The organism is Shimia litoralis (assembly GCF_005518135.1).
GTDB lineage: Bacteria > Pseudomonadota > Alphaproteobacteria > Rhodobacterales > Rhodobacteraceae > Shimia_E > Shimia_E litoralis.
In genome coordinates this window covers 12,800-34,559 of sequence record NZ_SULI01000014.1, presented here as the reverse complement: position 1 = coordinate 34,559, position 21,760 = coordinate 12,800, and the positions used below count along the sequence as shown (strand labels likewise).

General features: G+C 55.5%; 20 protein-coding genes and 1 tRNA gene. 8 read left to right on the top strand and 13 right to left on the bottom strand.

Annotated elements, in window-relative coordinates:
* Positions 1-32: 32 nt before the first annotated feature.
* Together FAP39_RS11815 and rlmB are read right to left on the bottom strand one after the other, a co-directional pair.
* Entirely contained in the window at positions 33-500 is a 468-nt protein-coding gene (locus FAP39_RS11815; protein ID WP_138016608.1) for a CoA-binding protein, read from the bottom strand.
* A 209-nt stretch (positions 501-709) separates the two neighbouring features.
* A complete protein-coding gene (rlmB, locus tag FAP39_RS11810) occupies positions 710-1,489 on the bottom strand; it encodes a 23S rRNA (guanosine(2251)-2'-O)-methyltransferase RlmB (RefSeq protein ID WP_138016607.1) in 780 nt (259 codons plus the stop codon).
* Positions 1,490-1,624: 135 nt separating this feature from the next.
* On the opposite strand from rlmB, the gene FAP39_RS17555 reads away from it, so the two are divergent.
* A tRNA-Tyr gene (locus FAP39_RS17555) sits at positions 1,625-1,708 on the top strand.
* Between the two features lie 169 nt (positions 1,709-1,877).
* Here the strand turns inward: FAP39_RS17555 and FAP39_RS11805 are convergent.
* From FAP39_RS11805 to FAP39_RS11790, 4 genes are read right to left on the bottom strand one after another with little or no spacing between them, the layout of a single operon-like run.
* Entirely contained in the window at positions 1,878-2,636 is a 759-nt protein-coding gene (locus FAP39_RS11805; protein ID WP_138016606.1) for an SDR family NAD(P)-dependent oxidoreductase, read from the bottom strand.
* Entirely contained in the window at positions 2,633-3,571 is a 939-nt protein-coding gene (locus tag FAP39_RS11800; protein ID WP_138016605.1) for an SDR family oxidoreductase, read from the bottom strand. The genes FAP39_RS11805 and FAP39_RS11800 overlap by 4 nt, the downstream gene beginning before the upstream one ends.
* Positions 3,568-4,470, bottom strand: coding sequence for a bile acid:sodium symporter family protein (locus FAP39_RS11795; RefSeq protein ID WP_138016604.1), 903 nt, complete (start codon positions 4,468-4,470; stop codon positions 3,568-3,570). The genes FAP39_RS11800 and FAP39_RS11795 overlap by 4 nt, the downstream gene beginning before the upstream one ends.
* On the bottom strand, positions 4,467-5,741 hold the full coding sequence (locus FAP39_RS11790) for a flavin-containing monooxygenase (protein WP_138016652.1): 1,275 nt from the start codon (positions 5,739-5,741) through the stop codon (positions 4,467-4,469). The genes FAP39_RS11795 and FAP39_RS11790 overlap by 4 nt, the downstream gene beginning before the upstream one ends.
* A 108-nt stretch (positions 5,742-5,849) precedes the next feature.
* Between FAP39_RS11790 and FAP39_RS11785 the strand changes: the two genes are divergently transcribed.
* Positions 5,850-6,521: a TetR/AcrR family transcriptional regulator gene (locus FAP39_RS11785; RefSeq protein WP_138016603.1), complete on the top strand. Its 672-nt coding sequence runs from the start codon at positions 5,850-5,852 to the stop codon at positions 6,519-6,521.
* Here FAP39_RS11785 and FAP39_RS11780 read toward each other — a convergent pair.
* Complete coding sequence (locus FAP39_RS11780) at positions 6,508-6,957, bottom strand: hypothetical protein (RefSeq protein WP_138016602.1); 450 nt, start codon at positions 6,955-6,957, stop codon at positions 6,508-6,510. The genes FAP39_RS11785 and FAP39_RS11780 overlap by 14 nt on opposite strands.
* A 127-nt stretch (positions 6,958-7,084) precedes the next feature.
* On the opposite strand from FAP39_RS11780, the gene FAP39_RS11775 reads away from it, so the two are divergent.
* Positions 7,085-8,089, top strand: coding sequence for a hypothetical protein (locus tag FAP39_RS11775; protein WP_138016651.1), 1,005 nt, complete (start codon positions 7,085-7,087; stop codon positions 8,087-8,089).
* A 149-nt stretch (positions 8,090-8,238) separates the two neighbouring features.
* Positions 8,239-9,531, top strand: coding sequence for an O-acetylhomoserine aminocarboxypropyltransferase/cysteine synthase family protein (locus FAP39_RS11770; RefSeq protein WP_138016601.1), 1,293 nt, complete (start codon positions 8,239-8,241; stop codon positions 9,529-9,531).
* A gap of 86 nt (positions 9,532-9,617) precedes the next feature.
* Here FAP39_RS11770 and FAP39_RS11765 read toward each other — a convergent pair whose 3' ends face one another.
* Entirely contained in the window at positions 9,618-10,304 is a 687-nt protein-coding gene (locus tag FAP39_RS11765; RefSeq protein ID WP_138016600.1) for an SIMPL domain-containing protein, read from the bottom strand.
* Between the two features lie 161 nt (positions 10,305-10,465).
* Here FAP39_RS11765 and FAP39_RS11760 point away from each other — a divergent pair, with 161 nt between their 5' ends.
* From FAP39_RS11760 to FAP39_RS11750, 3 genes are all read left to right on the top strand, one after another.
* The gene (locus FAP39_RS11760; protein ID WP_138016599.1) at positions 10,466-12,766 is read left to right on the top strand and encodes a hypothetical protein; all 2,301 of its coding nucleotides are present in this window, start codon (positions 10,466-10,468) and stop codon (positions 12,764-12,766) included.
* A gap of 260 nt (positions 12,767-13,026) precedes the next feature.
* A complete protein-coding gene (locus FAP39_RS11755; protein ID WP_138016598.1) occupies positions 13,027-13,482 on the top strand; it encodes an Lrp/AsnC family transcriptional regulator in 456 nt (151 codons plus the stop codon).
* 24 nt (positions 13,483-13,506) lie between these two features.
* Positions 13,507-15,378, top strand: coding sequence for a monovalent cation:proton antiporter-2 (CPA2) family protein (locus tag FAP39_RS11750; protein WP_138016597.1), 1,872 nt, complete (start codon positions 13,507-13,509; stop codon positions 15,376-15,378).
* 72 nt (positions 15,379-15,450) lie between these two features.
* Here FAP39_RS11750 and cobT read toward each other — a convergent pair whose 3' ends face one another.
* The gene (gene cobT, locus FAP39_RS11745; RefSeq protein ID WP_138016596.1) at positions 15,451-16,461 is read right to left on the bottom strand and encodes a nicotinate-nucleotide--dimethylbenzimidazole phosphoribosyltransferase; all 1,011 of its coding nucleotides are present in this window, start codon (positions 16,459-16,461) and stop codon (positions 15,451-15,453) included.
* 82 nt (positions 16,462-16,543) lie between these two features.
* Here cobT and cobS point away from each other — a divergent pair, with 82 nt between their 5' ends.
* Positions 16,544-17,299 carry an adenosylcobinamide-GDP ribazoletransferase gene (gene cobS / locus FAP39_RS11740; protein ID WP_138016595.1) on the top strand — a complete coding sequence of 252 codons (756 nt, stop codon included), beginning with the start codon at positions 16,544-16,546 and terminating at the stop codon, positions 17,297-17,299.
* A gap of 104 nt (positions 17,300-17,403) precedes the next feature.
* Here cobS and FAP39_RS11735 read toward each other — a convergent pair whose 3' ends face one another.
* From FAP39_RS11735 to FAP39_RS11720, 4 genes are all read right to left on the bottom strand, one after another.
* Positions 17,404-17,922: a CarD family transcriptional regulator gene (locus tag FAP39_RS11735; RefSeq protein ID WP_138016594.1), complete on the bottom strand. Its 519-nt coding sequence runs from the start codon at positions 17,920-17,922 to the stop codon at positions 17,404-17,406.
* Positions 17,923-18,198: 276 nt separating this feature from the next.
* Positions 18,199-18,537 carry a ferredoxin FdxA gene (gene fdxA / locus FAP39_RS11730; RefSeq protein ID WP_138016593.1) on the bottom strand — a complete coding sequence of 113 codons (339 nt, stop codon included), beginning with the start codon at positions 18,535-18,537 and terminating at the stop codon, positions 18,199-18,201.
* A 41-nt stretch (positions 18,538-18,578) separates the two neighbouring features.
* A complete protein-coding gene (locus FAP39_RS11725) occupies positions 18,579-18,965 on the bottom strand; it encodes an RNA-binding S4 domain-containing protein (protein ID WP_138016592.1) in 387 nt (128 codons plus the stop codon).
* 3 nt (positions 18,966-18,968) lie between these two features.
* Positions 18,969-21,749 carry a helicase-related protein gene (locus FAP39_RS11720; RefSeq protein ID WP_138016591.1) on the bottom strand — a complete coding sequence of 927 codons (2,781 nt, stop codon included), beginning with the start codon at positions 21,747-21,749 and terminating at the stop codon, positions 18,969-18,971.
* Between the last annotated feature and the right edge of the window lie 11 nt (positions 21,750-21,760).

Below are 21,760 nucleotides of genomic sequence, written 5' to 3'. Positions count from 1 at the left end.
AGGTGGCCCCAAACGGGCCACACGCACCAAACCTAGAGTTTGGATGAGATGACGCCTGTCGCAAATCCGCCCATGCGCAATTCGCCAAACAGCCGTTGATATTCGATTTTGGGGCACCGGTTTTGGATCACGTCAATTCCCTGCGTCTCGGCCTTGGCGGCTGCCTCTGCATGTTCCACACCGATTTGCATCCAAATCGTTTGCACCCCTGTCACATGCGCCAAGGTTTCATCCACAATGTCCGGCACGGCCTCTGATCGTCGAAAAATATCGACCATATCCACAGGTCCCTCAATATCGGACAGACTCGCCAACACGGTCTGGCCAAACAGCTGCTTACCCGCATGCATGGGGTTTATCGGAATGACCTTGTACCCCTTAAGCCCAAGATAGCGCGCCACGTAATAGCTTGGGCGCACAGGGTTCAAGGATACCCCTACGACGGCCACCGATTTGGTGCGCGTAAGCACCGATTTTAGAAAGTCATCAGAATAGATCATGCCACAGCCTAGCCTGCCCTAGAAAAAGAAAAAAGCGCTCAAGTGTTATCTTGAGCGCTAGGTGCGGAACGAGGGACAGTGAATAGAGATCAAAGTTCCGGATTGATCCCTTATGACCCTCAACATAAGTCCGGTTTTGCGCCTTTAAAGGGCTGGTAACCCTTATGTGATCGAAGTGTAAGACCACGCTCGACACCTATGCGAGGACGTTATCGCTCTAGCGACGCATACAATGCCACGGCGGCAGCATTGGACACATTCAGCGACCCAAACCCGCCGGCAAAGTCAATTTTCACCAAAGCATCACAGGTTTCTTTGGTTTTTTGGCGCAGTCCTGGCCCCTCTGCGCCCAGCACCAAGGCCACAGCGCGATCGCGTTTCCCTTCAAGGGCGACCTCGATCGAACCTTCAGCCTCGCCATCCAAGCCCAGCACGATATAGCCCATATTCTGCAGTTCAACGATGGCATCAGACAAGTTGCGCAACCGCAAATAGGGCTGGCGTTCAAGCGCACCGCTGGCGGTTTTGGCCAGCGCACCAGTTTCAGGTGCGGAATGGTGGCGTGTGCCAATCACCGCCTGCGCACCAAACACCTCGGCACTGCGCAAGATGGCGCCAACGTTATGCGGGTCAGTGACACGGTCGAGCAAAAGAATACGTGGTGCGTGATCCCCGCTGCCCAACGCAAGGTCCCGAATCCCACCCCAATTCAGTGGTTTGACCTCAAGCGCTGCCCCTTGGTGCACAGATTGCGCATCAATCGGCACTTTGAACTGGCGTGGTTCTACGACTTCGGGCGTCATACCTGATTCGGTGATCGCGGCCTCAAGCTTGTCATATGCATTTTTTGTGACAACCAACCGCAATTTTTCGCGGTTCGGGTTCATCAAAGCATCACGCACCGCATGAAGACCAAACAACCAGACAGTTTCTGCCGCCGCTTTACGTTTGTGTTGCTCTTTTTCAACGACCCACTTGGGCTTTTTCATCGGTCTGGTGTCCTGTTTTTCATTCCAGATTACCAATGCGATGCAAAGGCCGCCACTGCAAGAGATTTTCTTGTTGACGCCCCCGCCACGGCACAGTAATCAGCCTCACACCGAGACCGCAAGGTCAAGGAAAGTGGGCGACAGGCCGCAAGGTGTGGCAGGGGACTGTAACTCCCTCGCGGAGACGCACGCCTGGTTCGATTCCAGGGTCGCCCACCACTTTCCCTCTGATTGATAAGCATTGTTTGGCAACAACAATTTTGTTGTGTGAGGCGTTTTGCCTGCACACATGTCTTGGTCATTTTTAGGTCGCGGCCAGCCTATGATGCGGCCATCGCCTCGGCCACATTTTCGCGCTTCTGTGCGATCACGGCTTCATCAAAGCGCATTACGTACCCTTGATGTTTTTCTCCATCAAATGCTGAAACAGCCGCGGGCTCACTCGATTGATCACATAACTGAGCCGCGCAATGCGGCCCACAGGGGTAAAGGCGGCGTGTTTGGACACACCACGCAGAATGATGTCGGCCGCTTGGTCGGGTGTCATATAGTCAAGACCGTCCGTGGCTGATCCGGGGCGGGCAACGCCGTCGGATTGACGTTGATCGTTGCCAATATTTGTCGCCACAAACGATGGCGCGGCAATCAGCGATTTCACACCATATGCTGCCTCTTCAGAACGCAGCGAGCCAAAGAACCCCTCTAGCGCGTGTTTTGAGGCCGCATAAGCCGTCCGGTGGTACAGTGGAGAAAATCCAGCCACCGACGAAATTGCAAGATGGGTCCCCTGCGAGTCTCGGAGCGGTGTCAAAAAGGCCTTGGCCATGTTGATCGCTGCAAAGACATTGATCTCGAACACCTTGCGGATGGTGTCCACCGAGGTATCGGAAAATGCTCCGATTTGGGTAATTCCTGCATTATAGATCACCAGATCTATGGTTGGGCACATCGCAATAATTTGAGCCGTCGCATCCGCTAATTGCCGCGCGTCGGTCAAGTCGCATGCCAACGGAATTTGTGTCTCTGTCGTGCTGAGACCATCAATATTCAAATCCAGCAGCACCGTGCGCCATCCCTGCCCTTGCAACCTGCGCGCAAGGGCTTGCCCCAATCCACCGTTTCCGCCGGAAATAACTGCGGTTTTCATGTGTGTGTCTCCGCTTTCCAATACGCCAGTACCTCGGCGCTGGATTTCTGTGGCACATAACCAAACGCGGTTTTAAGCGCATCATTGGCCAGCACCGGACGATATTGTAAAAACCGCACTTGCTCGGGGCCGTACCGGCTGAGCCCCAAAGGTTTGGCAACCGCCAGCGCCCCCTTGAGAAGCCATGCAGGTATTCGCAGCACGGGCTTATTCATAACTTTGGCGATGTCGCGCGCGCCAAGCGCGCCGTCTCCGGCGACGTTGAACACCCCAGCCGGGCCATCCGTGGCAGCCCGGTGCAGAATCGCCGCCAAATCCTCTGTCCAGATAAAGACAAAAGGGCTTTCGCTGCCGCGTACCGCCAATATGCGTGGTTTTTCAAACAGGGCCGTAATCTGGTTCTGGGTTCCGGCGCCCAACACCGTCCCCACCCGCAAAACAACTTGCTCGAGTTGCGGCGCATGGGCACGGGCGCTCGCCAGCACTTCTTCTACCTGACGTTTGTGATCGCTATACGGAAACTCTGGGTTACCTCGAAGCGCATCCGTTTCGCGCAGGGGCACAGGGTTATCAGGATGATAGCCATACGCCGCCCCGGAAGACGTCACAACAATACGTCGGGTCCCCACAGCCAATGCCGCTTCCAAAACCTTTTCGGTACCCGCCACATCCACCGCATATTCCAGTTGACGTGTCGATCCCTTCGGAGGCGTCACAATTGATGCCAGATGTACGATGACCTCGGGTTGAACACGCGCAATCACCGTCAAAGGATCATCCGTGGTCACATCCAGTTTTTCAAACTGCGCATTCGGCGGAAGCACCTTTGGCGGGCGCAGGTCCGTCGCCACGATCTCGTGATCGGTGCCGGCCAAGCGCTGCAACAGCGCCTGACCAATCATGCCCGCAGCACCCGTGATCAATATCCGTGTCATCGTGCAGCCTCGGTTCTGTTCATAACCGCCGCCAAAGCAAGACCGGAAATGGCGTGCCAAACGCCCCAGAATGCCGCAACAACGGCCATGCCACCCAATCCTCCGAAGAACCCGAAAATCAACACAAGCCCCAGTCCAGAGTTTTGAATACCCGTCTCGATGGTGACGGCGCGTCGATCAAACGCGCTGAGGCCCGCAAGTGTTGCCACGGAATATCCACCGCCCAACGCCAGTGTATTATGCACCACCACCAAAACTGCCACAGCCCCAGCGTATCCAAGAAAGAAATCCCAGTTTGCGGCGAGCGCCAGCACGATAAACGCAAGGAAAATTGCCATCGAAAGATACTGTAACGGCTTGCGCAGTCTGCGCGCGACATCCGGCCGCTTGGCATTAAGCATCACGCCAAGGATCAGAGGCAAGACCAGCATGAGCCCCACCGTAATCGCAACCGACACCGGATCAATATGCGTAGCGCGCAAGATGTCGCGTGTGGGCGCATACAGATTGCCCCAAAAGGCCAAGTTCAGAGGCGTCAACAAAATAGCCCCCACAGTCGCAAAGGCTGTCATTGACACTGACAGCGCAGAGTTTCCACCAGCCCGATGGGTGATGAAATTCGAAATGTTACCCCCCGGACAGGCAGCCACCAACATCAGGCCCAGCGCGATCGACGGGCGTGGTTGAGACAAAATCACAAGACCAAACGTCAGCGCAGGCAATACGATAAACTGGGAAAACAACCCCGTGACCAAGGGTTTGGGGGCCTTTGACAGCGCTCGAAAGTCGCTGATCTTGAGATCAATCGCGATAGAGAACATCACCACAGCGAGAATGCCATTCAGCAACTGTAATGACGCGGGGCTGAAGTTCAGCATGATGTCATCAATTTCGGTCATGATCCGCCCCCTTTGGTCAGTCGGTCAATCCATTTCGTGACAGCACCGCGATAGGTGGCCTTGTCGACATAATAGGCCATGCGCGCCAACTTGAGATACTTCATCCCGCCCGTTGCACGTGTGAAATCTGCGGATTTTTCAGCCTGAAGGTCTTTGGCTGCCGCCGTCCCTGCTTGGATACCTGAAATATAGCGCGCGACCATTTCGGCCTGTTCGTGGCGCCCTTGCCAGCCCAGACCCGTGGCTTCGATCATGCCCAACACAAACAGATCATCGCGCGTCGGATGCATTGCATTCAAATATAAGTGTGGCGCATCGCCTTGCCAATTCAGGTCCGACTTTTCGATGAATGGATAATGCAGCCGATATCCGGTGGCCGCCAGCACCATGTCATAATCAGCCTGCGTGCCATCGACAAAGTGGACTGTCTTGCCATCAAAGTGGTCAATATCCGGCTGGATCGTCAAATCACCATGACCAGCATGATACAGCACCAGTGAATTCACCACGGGGTGGCTTTCATACAGTTTATAATCCGGCTTGGGGAAACCGTATTTTTGCGGATCGCCTACGAACCATTTCAGGATCACACTATCGACACTGCGCTTAAGCCACATCGGAAGCTTGATCGCGCCCCCCATGGTGTCCGCAGGTTTGCCAAACACATATTTGGGTACAAAATAATAACCGCGTCGCATGGACAGATCAGTTTTCTGTGCATGGTGAATGGCATCCACCGCAATATCGCACCCAGAGTTGCCAGCCCCCACCACAAGCACACGTTTGCCGTCAAACTGCGCGGCGTGACGATACTGGCTCGCGTGGATCAATTCGCCATCGAATGTGCCTTTGAAGGTTGGCATATTTGGCTCTGACAACGTCCCGTTGGCGATCAGAACACCGGCGTAGGTCTCCGAGTGTTCGCCTTGCTCGTCTTGCCATGCAACCTGCCAGCCCTCGCCGCTTGCCCCCACGGGCGTCAGTTTGGTGATTTTGGCGTTGAACTTGTAACGTTCCCGCAACCCAAAATGATCGGCGAATTTACGAAAGTATCCGGTCAGCTCGCGATGCGAAGGGTATTCAGCCACATCGTCGTCCATCGGGAAGTCGGCAAATTCGGTCATCCGCTTGGACGAGATCAAATGCGCGCTCTCGTACATCGTCGACAGCGGTGCATCGATATCCCACAGCCCCCCGACATCTGAGTGCATCTCGAAACCCTGAAACGGAATCCCCTGCTCCTTAAGAACCTTAGCTGTCGCAAGCCCCATTGGCCCCGCACCAATCAGTGCGAATTTCTCGTGTGTTGCCACGTACAACCCTCCCCTGTGTACTGATATTAGATTGAACAGTCGTACAAAATAAGGCAAGGTGTTTTTATGAGCATCGAAATTCCGAAAGAAAAACAACGGCAAAGGGCGCCTTCCAAGCGATCTCTTGAAACACGTGGGCGCATTTTTGATTCGGCGGAACGTCTGTTTGCAGAGCGCGGCTTTGAGGGGGCATCCGTGCGCGACATTGCCAAAGAGGCCAATGTGCCCGCAGGTTTGGTGACCCACCACGGAGGCCCCAAAGAAGCGTTATTTTGTTACGTGGTAAGCCGCCGCGCCGAGGAACTGGCCGCAGCGCGTATCAATGCACTGAATGCACGCAAAGAATTGGGTCCGTTGACCTTGCATGCCATTCTTGATTGCTTTTTCGCGCCCTACCTTGAAAAGGCGGAAACAGGTGGGCCGCAATGGCTGTCATATGCGCGTCTGGTGGCACATGTGTCGGCTGATCCGCGCTGGCGCGATCTTGCGGCAATCTGTTTTGATCCGACCGCAAAGATATTTATTGATGAAATTGCGGCGCTGTATCCTCAGGCTGCGCGACAAACCATCGCCGCAGGGTTGGTATATTCGGTCTCGGCCATGCTGGCCTTGGTCACGTCACGTTGGCGTGTCGCAGCCTTAGGCGACCCACGCCCTGATGCCGCCAGCCATCTGGATGAATTGATTACCTTTTGTGCCGCAGGAATTGAGGCCGCCAACACCACTAGGGCGTCATGATATTCGCACGCTCAAAGGTTACAGTCTGCGTGGAGAGGTCGTCATATAACAATGAGACGCTGATGGTTTGGACCGAGTTCAGCGGATACTCCAAGTAGATCGTGGCTGTGTCCGGGATCGCGCCCGGAGCGGCGGCATCCGGATCACACGCAGGGACCTCAAAATTCTGCTGCTGTTGGCCATTGATCGAAAAACTGATCTCATACAGGCCACATCTCCAGGCCAATAGATGCGTGAAATACACCAAATCCTGCCCGTTGTATTCGCGCACGGCGACCCAATTGCCTTGCGTCGCGGCCAAGATCGGCTTGACCTCGGTCGCGGTCAAAAACTTGCCCGTTGCGGTCTGATCCTCGGCTTTTTGCGGACTGGTGGCCCACCCCATAGATGCCGTCATAATCGCGGTACAGATAAACCCAAAAAACCTACGCGCCATGTGTCTTCTCCTTGCTCTCGTGTCTGAAAACCAGCTTTGACGGCAAAACTCCAAAATCCAGACTTTTGCACACGCCCCAAGCCGCCTATAGTCGCTGACAAGAGTATGGTGCAGGGCAATGGGTAAAATGGCAAGAAAAGGGTCGCAGACCCCAAAATTCAATATCGCAATCGTCGGACAATCAGGGCGCCTTCAATACGAAGCAGCACTTTTCGCAGCCTCTTTGCGCGCAAGTTCGCCAGATTTCCAAGGCCGCTTGTTTGTTCTGGAACCCCAACCCGGCCCGAACTGGGACGATGACCCACGCATTGTCCACCAAGACGTGTTGGATTTGCTCAAGACGCTGGATGCGGAAATTATCCCGTTCCAAAGTACGCATTTTGGGCAGGATTATCCGTATGGGAATAAAATCGAAGCCCTGACAGCCCTGCCAAAGGGCGAACCTTTCGTCTTTTTTGACACCGACACATTGGTGACGGGTGAACTTCAATCGGTGCCGTTTGATTTTGACCGACCCAGCGCCTCGCTAAAGGTAGAAGGCACTTGGCCCACCCTTGAACTTTATGGTCCGGGGTATGGTGAGACGTGGAAATCTTTGTATGACAAATTCGGACTGGATTATGAAAGCTCGCTAGATCTCAGCCAACCGGATGAGTACTGGAAGCGGTATTTGTATTTCAACGCTGGTTTCTTTTATTTCCGGTGCCCGCATGAATTTGGCACCCGCTTTCTGGAATATGCCCTCGCCATCCGCGATGACGCCCCGCCTGAATTGGTTTGCCAAACCCTTGACCCTTGGCTTGATCAGGTCGCCTTGCCCTTGGTCATTCACTCTTTCGGCGGCGGCCGTGATGCTTTGCCCGCTGGATATCTGGATGGCGATGTGACCTGTCATTACAGGTTGTTGCCGCTGTTTTACGCCCGCGAAAGCGATCATGCCATTCAGGTCATGGAAGACGTCAGTGCACCCAACAAGATCAAGAAGGTCCTGAAACAGTATGATCCAATGAAACGGATGATTTTCCAAGGCCGAGGCCAAAAGGTGCGGGACTTGTTCGACCAAGACCACCTGCCCCGCAAGGAACAAGTCATTCGCAACAAGATTAAGCGAAACGGCTTCTGGATGCGCTAGGCGGAATATTCCACTTTTACCCCAAAGACAGGGAAAATTTCCCTGTCGCACCCAATCGGCCTGTGCAAACTCCTTAATAGCCTGAGACAGTTGCACCTGTGCCCGCTTCTCCCTAAACATTTGTGCAACGCATTTTAGGGAGAACACACATGTCAGACGCCCCCAACTATGGCTTTGATACTTTGCAAATTCACGCTGGCGCTCGGCCTGATCCGGCGACAGGTGCTCGCCAGACACCGATTTACCAAACCACAGCTTATGTGTTTCGCGATGCCGAGCACGCCGCAGCACTGTTTAACTTGCAAGAAGTTGGATATATTTATTCGCGCCTGACCAACCCGACTGTCGCGGTTCTGCAAGAACGCATTGCGACCCTCGAAGGTGGTGCGGGCGCTGTATGCTGTTCGTCCGGTCACGCGGCACAAATCATGGCGCTGTTCCCACTGATGCAACCAGGCATGAACGTCGTGGCCTCGACCCGCCTGTACGGCGGCACGATCACCCAGTTCAGCCAGACCATCAAGCGCTTTGGCTGGGAAGCCAAGTTTGTTGATTTTGATGACGAAGACGCGCTGGCTGCCGCAATCGACGACAACACCCGTGCGGTATTTTGCGAATCCATCGCCAACCCCGGTGGCTATATCACCGATCTGGACGCCATCAGCGCGATCAGCAACAACGCCGGAGTGCCCCTGATTGTCGACAACACTTCGGCCACACCATACCTTTGCAACCCGATCAAGCACGGCGCCACACTGGTTGTGCACTCGACCACGAAATACCTGACGGGCAACGGCACTGTAACAGGTGGCTGCGTTGTGGATTCGGGCACATTTGATTGGTCAGCAAGCGACAAGTTCCCCTCACTCAGCGCGCCAGAGCCTGCATATCACGGGCTGAAATTCCACGAAACCTTTGGACCGCTAGCGTTCACCTTCCACGGCATCGCCATTGGACTGCGTGATCTGGGCATGACCATGAACCCGCAAGCCGCGCACTACACGTTGATGGGCACCGAAACCCTTTCGCTGCGCATGGAGCGTCACGTTCAAAACGCCATGACCGTTGCCACATGGCTCGAAAATGACGATCGCGTCGACCATGTGACCTATGCGGGCTTGGCCTCATCGCCATACAACAACCGCGTTGCAAAAATTTGCCCCAAAGGCGCAGGTGGATTGTTCACCGTCGCGCTCAAGGGCGGCTATGATGCCTGCGTGAAGTTTGTGGACTCGCTGGATATCTTTAGCCACGTCGCCAACTTGGGCGACACGCGGTCATTGGTCATTCACTCGGCGTCTACCACCCACCGCCAGCTGGACGAAGCCCAGCAGGAAGCCGCTGGTGCCGGACCAAATGTGGTACGGATTTCAATTGGCATTGAAAACGCCGAAGACTTGATTGCGGATCTGGATCAGGCCTTGGCCAAAGCCAGCGCCTAATCTCCTAATATCGTCACAAAAAACGGGCCGCGTCGATGCCGACGCGGCCCGTTTTTTGTCCTTGCCATACGGACTTACACGTTGGCTTAGTTGATGATTTCAAACACGATTTCGACCATTGCCGTGGTGGCCAATTCGCCTTCGGCGATGGGCACAGACGACCCGGCATCCGCCATCGCACGCATCATTTCTGGACGGGCAGACACAGGCCCCTGTTCTGTCAAACTAAGCATTGCGCCCAGTTTCACGCCGGCGGCCTGCGCATATAACTCAGCCTTGGCGCGCGCATCGGCCACCGCAAGGCGGCGTGCTTCGTCTTTGGCGGGGCGCGGGTCAATCAAAGCAAATTGCAAGCCCCCCATCCGGTTGGAGCCACCTTGCACCACCGCATCCAAAATCTCTCCTAAGCCCTGTAAATCTTTGACCTGTACCCGAAGCTGATTTGAGGCGACATAGCCAACAACACGCTGGGAAGACCCGCCGTTGTTGTTGCGATCCCACACAGGTGACAACGACAGGTCGCTGGTCTGCATGTCCGCTGGCGCCACACCCAGTTTTTCAAGTTGCTTTAGGATCGAGGTCGTCGCCTTGGACACTTGGGCCATCGCATCCCGCGCTGTGCCTGCCTGATGGCTGGCCCCGATCGTGATCACGGCCATATCTGGCGCGCTCTCGACCACGCCCTGCCCGTTCACCCGAAGACCCTGAGGATTCGCCAAGACAGGCGTCCCTAGTCCCAGAACCAGCAAACTCACTAACAAAAAACGCATCATTATACTCCTTAATGCACCTGCTCGTGGGGAAACCTACCAAACACGAACAGGGAATGTGACTTGTGTCCGGTGTTTTCCTTCCTTTCGGCAATAACCTGCTATAAAATTACCAAATTATGAGAGCAGTGTTTTCACAAACTACCGAGTGATAGAGCGTTAATATGAAACCTAATTATGCATTGTCCCTGTCTTATGAAGGTATCGGCCTATTGCGCCGTGTCGTCGGGGGATGGCATCTGATTGGCGAGGTCGCTCTGGACGCCGACGATTTGGCAGGCGATCTGTCTGCCTTGCGCGATCAAGCCTCCGCGATGGATGGACAAGGTTTTGCGTGTAAAATCATTCTGCCCAATGATCAGATCAAATATCTGGCGGTTGATACCGGACGCACCGGCCGCAAGGAACGTCTCAAGCTGGCTGGCCAAGCGCTTGTCGACAACACACCCTATGCGTTGGACGAGCTTGCGTTTGATATTTCTGCCGCGCGCCGTATCACGCATGTCGCCGCCGTCGCGCGCGATACCTTGGCCGAAGCCGAAGCTTTTGCCGTCGAACACGGGTTCACCCCCGTCAGCTTTGCGGCCATCCCGCCGGAAACCGAATTTCCGACCGAGCCCTTTTTTGGTCCAACGGTTTTGGCCGCGGGACAAACCGACATTGACATATCGTCCGCTGACGCGCTGCCCATCGAAATCGTAAGCCGAGGGCCTTTGTCAGAGGCGCAGATTGAGACACCTCTCGCGGCAGCTGACACACCTGAGCAAGAGCCTTCAAAAGACGTGCCTCCCGCACCAAGCGAAACTGCGCCCCAAGATCCTGCCCCGCAAGAGCATGCCGCCGAGCCAGAGATACCGCCTGTTGAACCTGCTGCTTCGTTTTCCAGTATCCGCGCCCACCGAAGCGCCCCAGAAGCAACACCGTCCGGTGAACTGCAGGGGGCCACACGCGATGATCCTAGCGCGACGCGCGCACAGCGCGTCAGATTTGACCCGACAGCCGCCCTTGCCGATCTGAAGCCCGCCGCCAAAGTCGAATCGGATTTGCCCGATCCGCAAGAAAAACCCGATGTCGCCGCCGCACCGCAAAACGATCTGCAAGCAGATCAAGCGGGCTTTTCTAGTCAGCGATCAGCACCAGTACCAGACGCACCGGCACCCATCGCCGAGAAACGTACCCAAACGCACACACAGACTGCGAAACCCAAACGCGACAAAACCTCTAAAGCCGCCAAGAAAGCCCAGGGTGCTGCCGCTTTCGCCGATCGCGAGTCGCCTCAGATTGGTGGCAAGCCACGGCATCTAGGCCTGATCCTCATGCTGGTCCTGCTGGCCTTTCTTGCGGTGGTTGCCCTGTGGGCGTCTTTGTTCACAGATGACGGGATCGCCGGATTGTTCGGCACCGAAGACATTCCGCAAATCGCCGAGTTGGAACAAGAAACCGCACCTGTCGAAACCAACGTTCTGCCGCCAGAGCAACCCATGTCGCTGACGGACAGCGCCGAAGTTGAAGCCCTGACGGACATCAACCACCCGACAGCCCCGACCACCAAAGAAGCCGAAGCCCGCTATGCTGTGACCGGCATCTGGGAGCAAGCCCCTGTCCAGACTGCAACGCCCCCTGCGGGATCTACTGATGATCTCTATATGACGTCCATCGACCGCGTGGTGATTGCCCAAGATGCTGTGGCCTTGCCATCGATGCCAGCGCTGCAAACGGATACGTCTCTGCTCAAACAGCTGGACCCGGTGTCGGCGGACACATCTTTTGAACTGGATGAAAACGGTCTTGTGGTTGCGACCGCGTCTGGGTCACTTAACCCGGATGGTGTCATGGTCTATCTGGGGCGCCCTAGTGTGCTACCAGCAAAATTCCCTGACAGAGCCACTGCTGTTCAGTCTTCTCAGACCACCGACCAAATCGCGCGTCTCGCAACCTTGCGCCCGCAACTGCGTCCCTCAGGGCTGGTTGAAACAAACGAGCGGGCGACAAATGGCGGCAGATCCATCGCCGAGCTTGGCAATATCCGCCCCAAAGCACGTCCGGCACTGGCCAAAGATGCCGAAGAAAAAGACACCACGCCAACGGCTCTGGCGATCAACAGCTCTGTGAAACCGCGCCTACGTCCTTCCAATATCGCGCAAATTGCCGCCCGGTCAAAATCTGCAGAGCCGGTCAAGGCCACGCCTGTTGCAGCGACAGTCACCCCCAAAATCCCGAGTACAGCGTCGGTCGCACGCCAAGCGACAATCCAAAACGCCATCAACTTGAACAAAGTGAACCTGATTGGTGTCTATGGCACATCTTCGAGCCGCCGTGCCTTGGTCCGCCTGTCAAATGGACGCTATAAAAAGGTCCAAGTCGGGGATCGGATCGACGGCGGCAAAGTGGCTGCGATTTCTGACAGCGAGCTGCGCTATGTCAAATCTGGTCGAAACGTTGTTCTTAAGTTGCCCAAAGGGTAATTCCTGCTTCTGCCATCACATGAATAGGTCGTAAGTTGCGCCACACGTCTGGCACGCATGCCCTGCTGGCGATTAAGGAAACATCAGATCATCGATTGCGCTCATGAGCGGTGGGGTCGCTCGAACATTCGAACGGCACATCTCTTGCTAACAATAAAATTCACCTCAACTTCCGGCGACAGCCGCACAAAGCTTCGTGCTATCGTTACATTTTTCACGTAATATTGACAAAATGGAACCATTCTTTGCGGGAATTTCGCATGATTGATCACACTGATGCACGCTTGTTGGAAGCCCTTCAGAAAGATGCACATCTGACAGCGCAGGAGCTCGGCGAGGTTCTCAACCTTTCTCCCAGCCAAGCCGGGCGTCGGCGCCAGCGGCTCGAGGCCGAAGGCTTGATCCAAGGATATTCGGCACGCCTTGATCCCACCAAGATTGGCCTGACCGTCCAAGCCTTTGTGCAGGTCACCCTTGGGGTGCATGGCCCAGAACACGGGCGCGGTTTTGTGACCTTGGTTGGGACACGCCCCGAAATCATCAGTGCATGGACTCTAACAGGGGATGCGGATTATCTTTTGAGGATATATTGTAAAGACTTGAGCGCGCTTAACACATTGATTCACGAAATTCTTTTGCCTCACCCTGCTGTCAGCCGGGTGCAGAGCCAAATTGTAATGGATCAGTTCAAACGCGACGCCCCACTGCCGACCTGACCAGTTCAAAAAAGGACATATATAATGGAAGGTGTTCTGTTTCAGGCCACTGTATTTTTGACTGCCGCGGTGATCGCGGTACCGATTGCCGCCCGATTGGGCATGGGCTCGGTGTTGGGATATCTGCTTGCAGGTGTGGTCATCGGTCCGGTGCTCGGGTTGATTCACCAAGCCGAAGATTTGCTGCATTACGCGGAATTCGGCGTTGTCCTGATGTTGTTTGTAATTGGCTTGGAACTGGACCCGCGGGCCTTGTGGGCGATGCGTCACAAGTTGATCGGCCTGGGCGGCATGCAAATCCTGCTCACTGGCGGCGCAGTGACAACTGCAAGCCTGTTTCTTGGGTATACCTTTAACATCGCTCTCGCGATGGGGATGATTTTTGCGCTGAGTTCAACCGCGATTGTGATGCAAACTCTGACCGAGAAAAAGCTGAACCAGACCGCAGGCGGGCGTTCGGCATTTTCGGTGCTACTGACCCAAGACATTGCAGTAATCCCGATTTTGGCCTTTTTGCCCTTGCTGGCCATGCCATCCCTTATGGAAATCACATCTGACGGATCCATCCAAAAGTCAGCGCAGGATGCAGGGCACGCAAGCAGCATGTCGCTGGTCGAAGGTTTGCCCGGATGGGGGGTGACGCTGGTCACGCTCAGCGCCGTTGCCGCCATCATCTTTGGTGGCATGTTTCTTGTGCGGCCAATTTTTCGGTTTATTCACGCAGCACATCTGCGCGAGATGTACACAGCCCTAGCCTTGTTGATCGTTGTAGGCATCGCCTTTTTGATGATGCTTGTGGGCCTGTCACCTGCTTTGGGCACCTTTTTGGCAGGGGTTCTGTTGGCCAACAGCGAATTCCGGCATGAACTTGAGAGCGACATTCAGCCCTTCAAAGGGCTGTTGCTCGGGATGTTCTTCATCACTGTGGGCGCTCAGATCGACTTTGCCGGTTTTTTCGCAGATCCGTTTCCGATCCTTGGCATCACCTTGACCATCATGACCATCAAGGCTTTGGTTCTGTACATCTTGGGCCGTGTGTTTGGGCTGCGCGGGCGCAATCAGGTTCTGTTCACACTGAGCCTTGCGCAAGCCGGGGAATTTGGCTTTGTCCTGATTTCGTTTTCGTTGCAACAACACGTGTTGCCCCCCGCACTTGCTGAAAAACTGTTGCTGATTGTGGCACTGTCGATGCTGATCACACCGTTATTGTTTATGGTGTATGATCTCATTTCCAAACGCATTACAGACAGCGACAAATCCGATCAGGCCGCAGATGAAATTGACGATCAAGGGCCGGTGATTATCGCTGGCATCGGACGATTTGGGCAAATTGTGAACCGACTTGTGCGCACCGCTGGCTATAAAACGGTGGTGTTGGATCATGACATCCGCACGATCGAACTGATGCGACGCTTTGGTGTCAAAGGATTTTTTGGTGATCCGACGCGTCCTGAACTGCTTCATGCCGCTGGACTGGGCCAAGCACGTGTGCTGGTTGTTGCGCTCAATGATCCAGCGTCGGCCAATGCCCTTGTGCGCCATGCGCGGCGGGAACGGCCCGACCTTCACATCGTCGCGCGCGCCCATGACCGTCACCATGTGTACCAGCTGTATCAAGCGGGCGCAGATGACATTGTTCGCGAAATGTTTGACTCGAGCTTGCGGGCTGGGCGGTATGTCCTCGAGAACATCGGATTGACAGAATACGAGGCATCGCAGGCTGAACAGACGTTTTATCAGCACGATCGGCTGCGGTTGCGCGAATTGGCGTCCTTGTGGAGCCCTGACATTCCGGCCTCTGAGAACGCGCCCTATGTGGCACGCGCCAAAGAGCTGGAAAAAGAGCTGGAGGTTGCCTTGATGGCCCTGCTGGATAGCAAAGACGGCGAGCCCTGAGAGCGTTCCGTGCAAGGCAGGCCTGACATCGTCAGCAGCCCCACATAATGTCGGGGCTGCCACCGTAAGGTATCAAGCGTCTGACACGCCCGCCTCTGCAAAGGTCGCCATCCCAGAGTGACAGGCCACCGCAGACTTGAGAATATTGATCGCCAACGCCCCGCCCGAGCCCTCGCCCAAACGCATATTCAGCGCCAGAAGCGGCTGTTTATCCAGTTGTGCCAACAGCGCACGATGCGCAGCTTCGGCGCTTGCGTGGCCAGCGACCGTATGATCCAACGCGTCGGGCTGGGTTTGCGCCAGACATGCAGCGGCGGCAGTACAGATAAAACCATCCAAAATCACCGGAATGCGCAAGCTGCGCGCCTTGGCAATGGCCCCTGCCATCGCAGCCAATTCACGCCCGCCAAGCCGCATGAGCGTGTCCAAACCATCGCCCCCTGCATGCAAGGCCACCGCTTCACGCACGACACGCGCCTTGTTCGCCAGTCCAGCATCATCCACGCCTGTGCCACGCCCCACCCAATCTTCGGCTTGGCCGCCAAACAACGCGTGTGCAATCGCGGCAGCAGACGTTGTGTTGCCGATGCCCATCTCTCCGACAACCAACAGATCGGTGTGCGGCGCAACCGCGTTCCACCCAGCCACCAACGCATCAACCACGCCCGCTTCGTCCATCGCCGAGGTCTGAGTGAAATCTTGCGTAGGCACATCCAACGAGAGCGCATGCACATCCAAGCTTGCGCCCGCGGCTTTGCTTAGCTGATTGATCGCCGCGCCACCGTGCTGAAAATTCATGACCATTTGTTCGGTCACTTCTGCCGGAAATGCAGACACGCCTTGTGCCGTCACACCATGGTTTCCCGCAAAGATAATCACTTGGGGTGCATCAATCGACGGCCGAGCCGTGCCGCGCCAACCGGCATACCAGATCGCCAGATCTTCCAGACGTCCCAATGCCCCCGGAGGTTTGGTCAATTGCCCATTGCGATCTTGGGCTTCCCCCAACGCGATCGCGTCGATTTTTGGAGCATGGGTCAACAGTGTACGGAACTCGGCAAGGGTCGAAAATGTGGCTGGCATGATGGCTGTCCTGTTGAAGTCTTGTGTTCAGACTTGTTTACCTGAATGATCGTCGCTCACAAGTCAGGAAAAAGACGCAGATATGTCCAAGCACGACAGTTTATTCATCGCTCCCGGGGATTTGGCGACCGCCCTTGCGTTGTTGACACGTTTGCCGATCAAAGCCCGGTTCGAGCGTGGCGCCAAGGCCGCTTGGGCCTATCCCTTGGTTGGCGTCGTGCTGACATTGCTGGCCGCTGTGCCAACCTCGCTTGCCTTGACGGCGGGTCTGGATCCCAGCTTTGCAGCATTGATTTGGCTGGCCTGTTCGATGATTCTGACGGGTGCCATGCACGAAGACGGTCTGGCTGACACAGTTGATGGGTTTTGGGGAGGCTGGGATATTTCCCGCCGCCTTGAAATCATGAAAGACAGCCAGATCGGAAGCTATGGTGTATTGGCTCTGTGCCTGTCATTCGCCGCCCGCTGGATGGCCATTAGCATGATCTTGGTCACCGACCACTGGATGTTGAGCCTGATGGTTGTGGCCACTCTGTCACGGGCGGCCATGCCCGCCGTGATGTGCGCCCTGCCCCATGCGCGCAACACGGGCCTTTCGCAGTCTCAAGGTCGCCCAAGCCTTGCCACAGCGGCAGTGGCCGCGCTTCTGGCGGTGGCCCTTGCTGTTGTGATATTGGGCACAGCCAGCCTTGCCTTGGTGATCATTGCGCTTGGACTTGTTTGGACAGTCACACGCATTGCCAAGGCCAAGATCGGCGGCCAAACCGGAGACATCCTTGGTGCAACCCAGCAACTGGTTGAAATCGGTCTACTCATCGCATTGACCCTGACCGCCTGAGCGCTCGCTTGAACACGGCTAGGTGCGAAACACATACACAGGGCGAACGAAAAAACCGCACCTCTGAAAGGCGCGGTTTTAAAGGTCTTACAACAGTTTAGCGGTTAAGCAGCAGCTGGCGCACGAGACACCAAAACATCATCCACTTGTTTCGCTGCGGCCACTTCATCCCCGCCTGCAACAGCAGCAACTTCGCGTGTCAAACGCTCGAGAGCCGCTTCATACAACTGGCGCTCGGAATAGCTTTGCTCGCGCTGGTCATCCGTGCGATGCAAATCGCGGACGACCTCGGCAATGGCAATCAAATCACCTGAGTTGATTTTTTGTTCATATTCCTGCGCACGACGCGACCACATGGCGCGCTTGACCTTGGCCTTGCCCTTAAGCGTTGTCATGGCTTGGTTGATGACATCCGGCGAGCTCAGGCTGCGCATGCCGATATCTGTCGCCTTATGCGTCGGAACACGCAAGGTCATCTTGTCTTTTTCAAACGAAATCACAAAAAGCTCTAGCTCGATGCCCGCAATTTCCTGTTCTTCGATCGACACAATCTGGCCGACGCCATGGGCCGGATACACAACGTACTCGTTCGGGCGAAATTCGTTCTTCTTCGATTTGCTCATGCAGTCTTTCCTAACGTTTATCCAGACCAGTCAGACAAAAGCACACACGCGGGAAATCGTATTTCCCGTGGGCGGGTGTCCAGTGGCGCAAAAAGCCACCCAATGCGTTCGGCACGCGGGTGACTTCATGTGATTATTTTCTTTGTAACGACAATATAACACAAAAATTGCCCCTATTAAAGCAGGGCAAAGAGAAACGGCGCGTTTCTCATGTCTTTTCATGAATTTAGACCAGTTTCAGTAGATCACACCCCGATAAATCAGGGCGAATCACTGTTATCCACCTTCGCCGGGTGCCTCGGAGAAATATTTCTCCATTTTTCCGGTCTCACCATCACGTTCTTCTGCTTCGGGCAGTTGATCTTTCTTGGTGATGATCACTGGCCAGAGCTCGGAATACTTGCGGTTAAACTCGACCCATTTTTCCATATCTGGCTCTGTATCGGGACGAATGGCGTCTGCGGGGCATTCTGGTTCGCATACACCACAATCAATGCACTCGTCCGGGTGAATTACCAGAAAGTTCTCGCCTTCATAAAAGCAATCTACAGGGCACACTTCTACACAGTCGGTATATTTGCAGGCCACACAGTTTTCGGTCACGACATAGGTCATTGATGAGTCTCATCTAAACGTTTTATGGCGTCCTAGCTAAATCAGCCCGCCAGATCATTCAAGTCAGCGGCGCGTTTAAGATCGAGTTTGCGCCGATCTCGTTTGGTTGGCCGCCCATTTCCCTCGTATTTAGGGGCTCGTGGAACGTTGTCTTTGACTTCGCTCAAATCCGCGTACAGCTGTTGCGCCTCTTGGGCTGGCCCGCGCCGCACCCCGAGGTCCTGAATACGGACCACGCGCACATCCCGCCCCTGCAAAAAGGTCAATGTATCCCCGACACTGACGCCAAAAGACACCTTGGACACTTTGGTAGAATTCACCCGCACATGGCCACCGGTCACAACTTTGGCCGCCAATGTGCGGGTTTTGAAAAACCGCGCCTGCCACAACCATTTGTCGAGGCGCAGTTTAGGTAGGGGTGTGCTCACGCCCTAGCCTTTTTCTTTGAGCCCCATAAGGGCTGCGGCAAACGGGTTGTCCGGATCAATCGCTTTTTCCTTTTTAGGAGGGCGTGATTGGAACTGTTTGGGCCCGGTGTCACGGCGTGGACCTTTGCCCTTGCCCTTGCCAGCAGGTTTGCCTTTGCCGCGCGGCGCATCACCTTGGGCGCGACGGCCACCTTGGTCACGACGAGGACCGCGGTTGTTTTGGCGACCTCCACCCCAAGTGAAGGTATAGAACACTTCCATTTCCGGGGCCGCAGCTTCGGGCGCGTCACCCTCAGGCGTGGCTTCGGCAACCGGTTCTGCGGGTTCGGCAACGGCGTCCTCTGCGGTGGTGTTGGCCGAGTCAGCCGCAGTCTCTTCCGCTACAACCGGCGCGTCGGCCGCCGCTTTGACCTTAACACGTTCGCCTTTTTCGGCCTTATAGCCAAGCCCAGCCATAAGGTCCGCAAACTGCTCAAGCGTCATGCCGGTAATCGACAACATGTCTGCTTTGGCTTCGAAACCGCCGCGACTGTCTTCGGTCCGCAACATATCTGCTAGACGCTCCAACATATCAATCCGCACAGCGCGCTCGCCTGCGGCGCGGTATCCGGCCATCGCGTGATAGCCTTGCGGCAATCCTTTGCCCGCAGGTACGGTCACCAGACCGGGGGGCGGCGATTCAGGGAATTCCTGCAAGCCGTTGGCCAGTGACCACAGCACCAAACGCAAGCGCGTCGGGGCGGGTTTGAGCAACAAAGGCATAAAGATAGTGAACTGGCCAAAACGAATACCGTGCTTGCGCAATGCGCCGCGCGCGTCTTGGTCAAGCTCTTTGACTTCGTTGGCCACATCGCCACGCGGAAGAATACCCAAAGATTCGACCATGCGGAATGCAAAACCACGCGCAAGCCCACTCAGCTCTTCGTCGTTTGACAAATTGTGCAGTGGTTCAAACAGCGCAGCAACCTTGCGGTCAATAAAGTGCTGCAATCGGCGCTGCACTTTTTGAAGAACCTCTGGGCCTGCCTCTTCGTCTACGAACACGTCGACCATTGGGCGCATGGGCTCGGCCCCGGCCACCAATTTACCAACAGCATGCTCGCCCCACATCAGGCCGCCCTGTTCGGTAAAATCGATCTCAGTATCCGGTGCATTGTAAAACCGGTCAGCCCGCAGATGAAAATGCGGTGCCAAGGCTTGCAAGCTTGCTTGCTTGAGCGTTTTGGCTTCTTGTCCAGTTGCATCTTTGTCCGCGATAAAACGGAACCCTTCTAGGCGACCAACGAATTCTCCTTCGACGGTCACTTCACCTTTGTCATTCACTTCGGCCAAAAGGGCCTCCTTTTGTTTGAGCCGGCGCAGCAATACCGAGGTGCGCCGGTCCACGAATTTTTCCGTCAGCTTTGCATGAAGCACATCCGACAGACGATCTTCTACAGCGCGCGTCTCCCCGCGCCAATGCTTTTCGTCATGAACCCACCCGTTTCGCTGAGAAACATATGTCCACGTCCGAATGTATGCGAGACGCTTGGACAAAGTGTCAATATCACCTTCTGCACGATCCAGCCTTTTGACCTGTCGCGCCATCCAATCGTCGGGAATGTGCCCTGATTGATGCAAATACCCATAAATTCCAGAAATAAGATTCGCGTGCTCGGCATGGCTGATCCCGCGAAAATCCGGAATACGACACACATCCCACAGCAGACGGACCGACTTGGGGTCGCTTGCGCGTGCGCGAATTTCCGCCTCTTGGGACATCGTCTTGAGCGCCATAAGGTCATCAGCCTCGCGGGCCTTAATCAGCATCTCGTCGTTCGACGGTGCCTCAAGCGATCGGATCAATGACTCGATCGTGCCAAATTGCAGGCCCGCATTGCGCCAGTTCAGCTTTTTGATGGGCGTAAACCGGTGATCCATAATCGCTTGGGCAACATCATCAGTCATCGACGACGCTTCGCCCGTGACACCAAACGTCCCGTGGCTCATCCCCCGACCAGCGCGCCCTGCGATCTGTGCCAGCTCGTTTGGTGCAAGCTGACGCATACGTCGCCCGTCGAATTTGACCGTCGAAGAAAAGGCGACGTGGTCAATATCCAAATTCAACCCCATCCCAATGGCATCGGTGGCCACCAGAAAATCCACATCGCCATTTTGATACAGCTCGACCTGCGCGTTGCGCGTGCGCGGGCTTAGCGCGCCCATGACCACGGCGGCCCCGCCCTTTTGGCGGCGCAACAGTTCGGCAATCGCATATACGTTGTCCACGGAAAATCCGACAATCGCAGAACGCGGCTGCATCCGGCTCAGCTTGCGTGGCCCCGAATATGACAGTGTCGACATGCGGTCGCGGTGCACAAAATCAACGCCCGGCACGAGCGCAGAAATTGTCCCACGCATCGTATCGCTGCCGAGAAACAGGGTTTCCTGTGCCCCGCGCGACCGCAGCAATCGGTCGGTAAACACGTGCCCACGCTCGGGGTCCGCACACAGCTGAATTTCGTCAATTGCCAGAAAATCACAGCCCATGCCTTCGGGCATGGCCTCTACGGTGCAAACCCAATATTGGGCCCGCGGCGGCAGAATACGCTCTTCTCCGGTGACCAGCGCAACAACGGACGGTCCGCGTATAGCGACAATTCGGTCATAGACCTCTCGGGCCAGCAAACGCAGGGGCAATCCAATAATACCAGTACGATAGCCAAGCATACGCTCGATGGCATAATGGGTTTTTCCGGTATTTGTCGGCCCCAAAACCGCGGTGATCCGCCCCTGTCCAGACATCTTGCCACCCA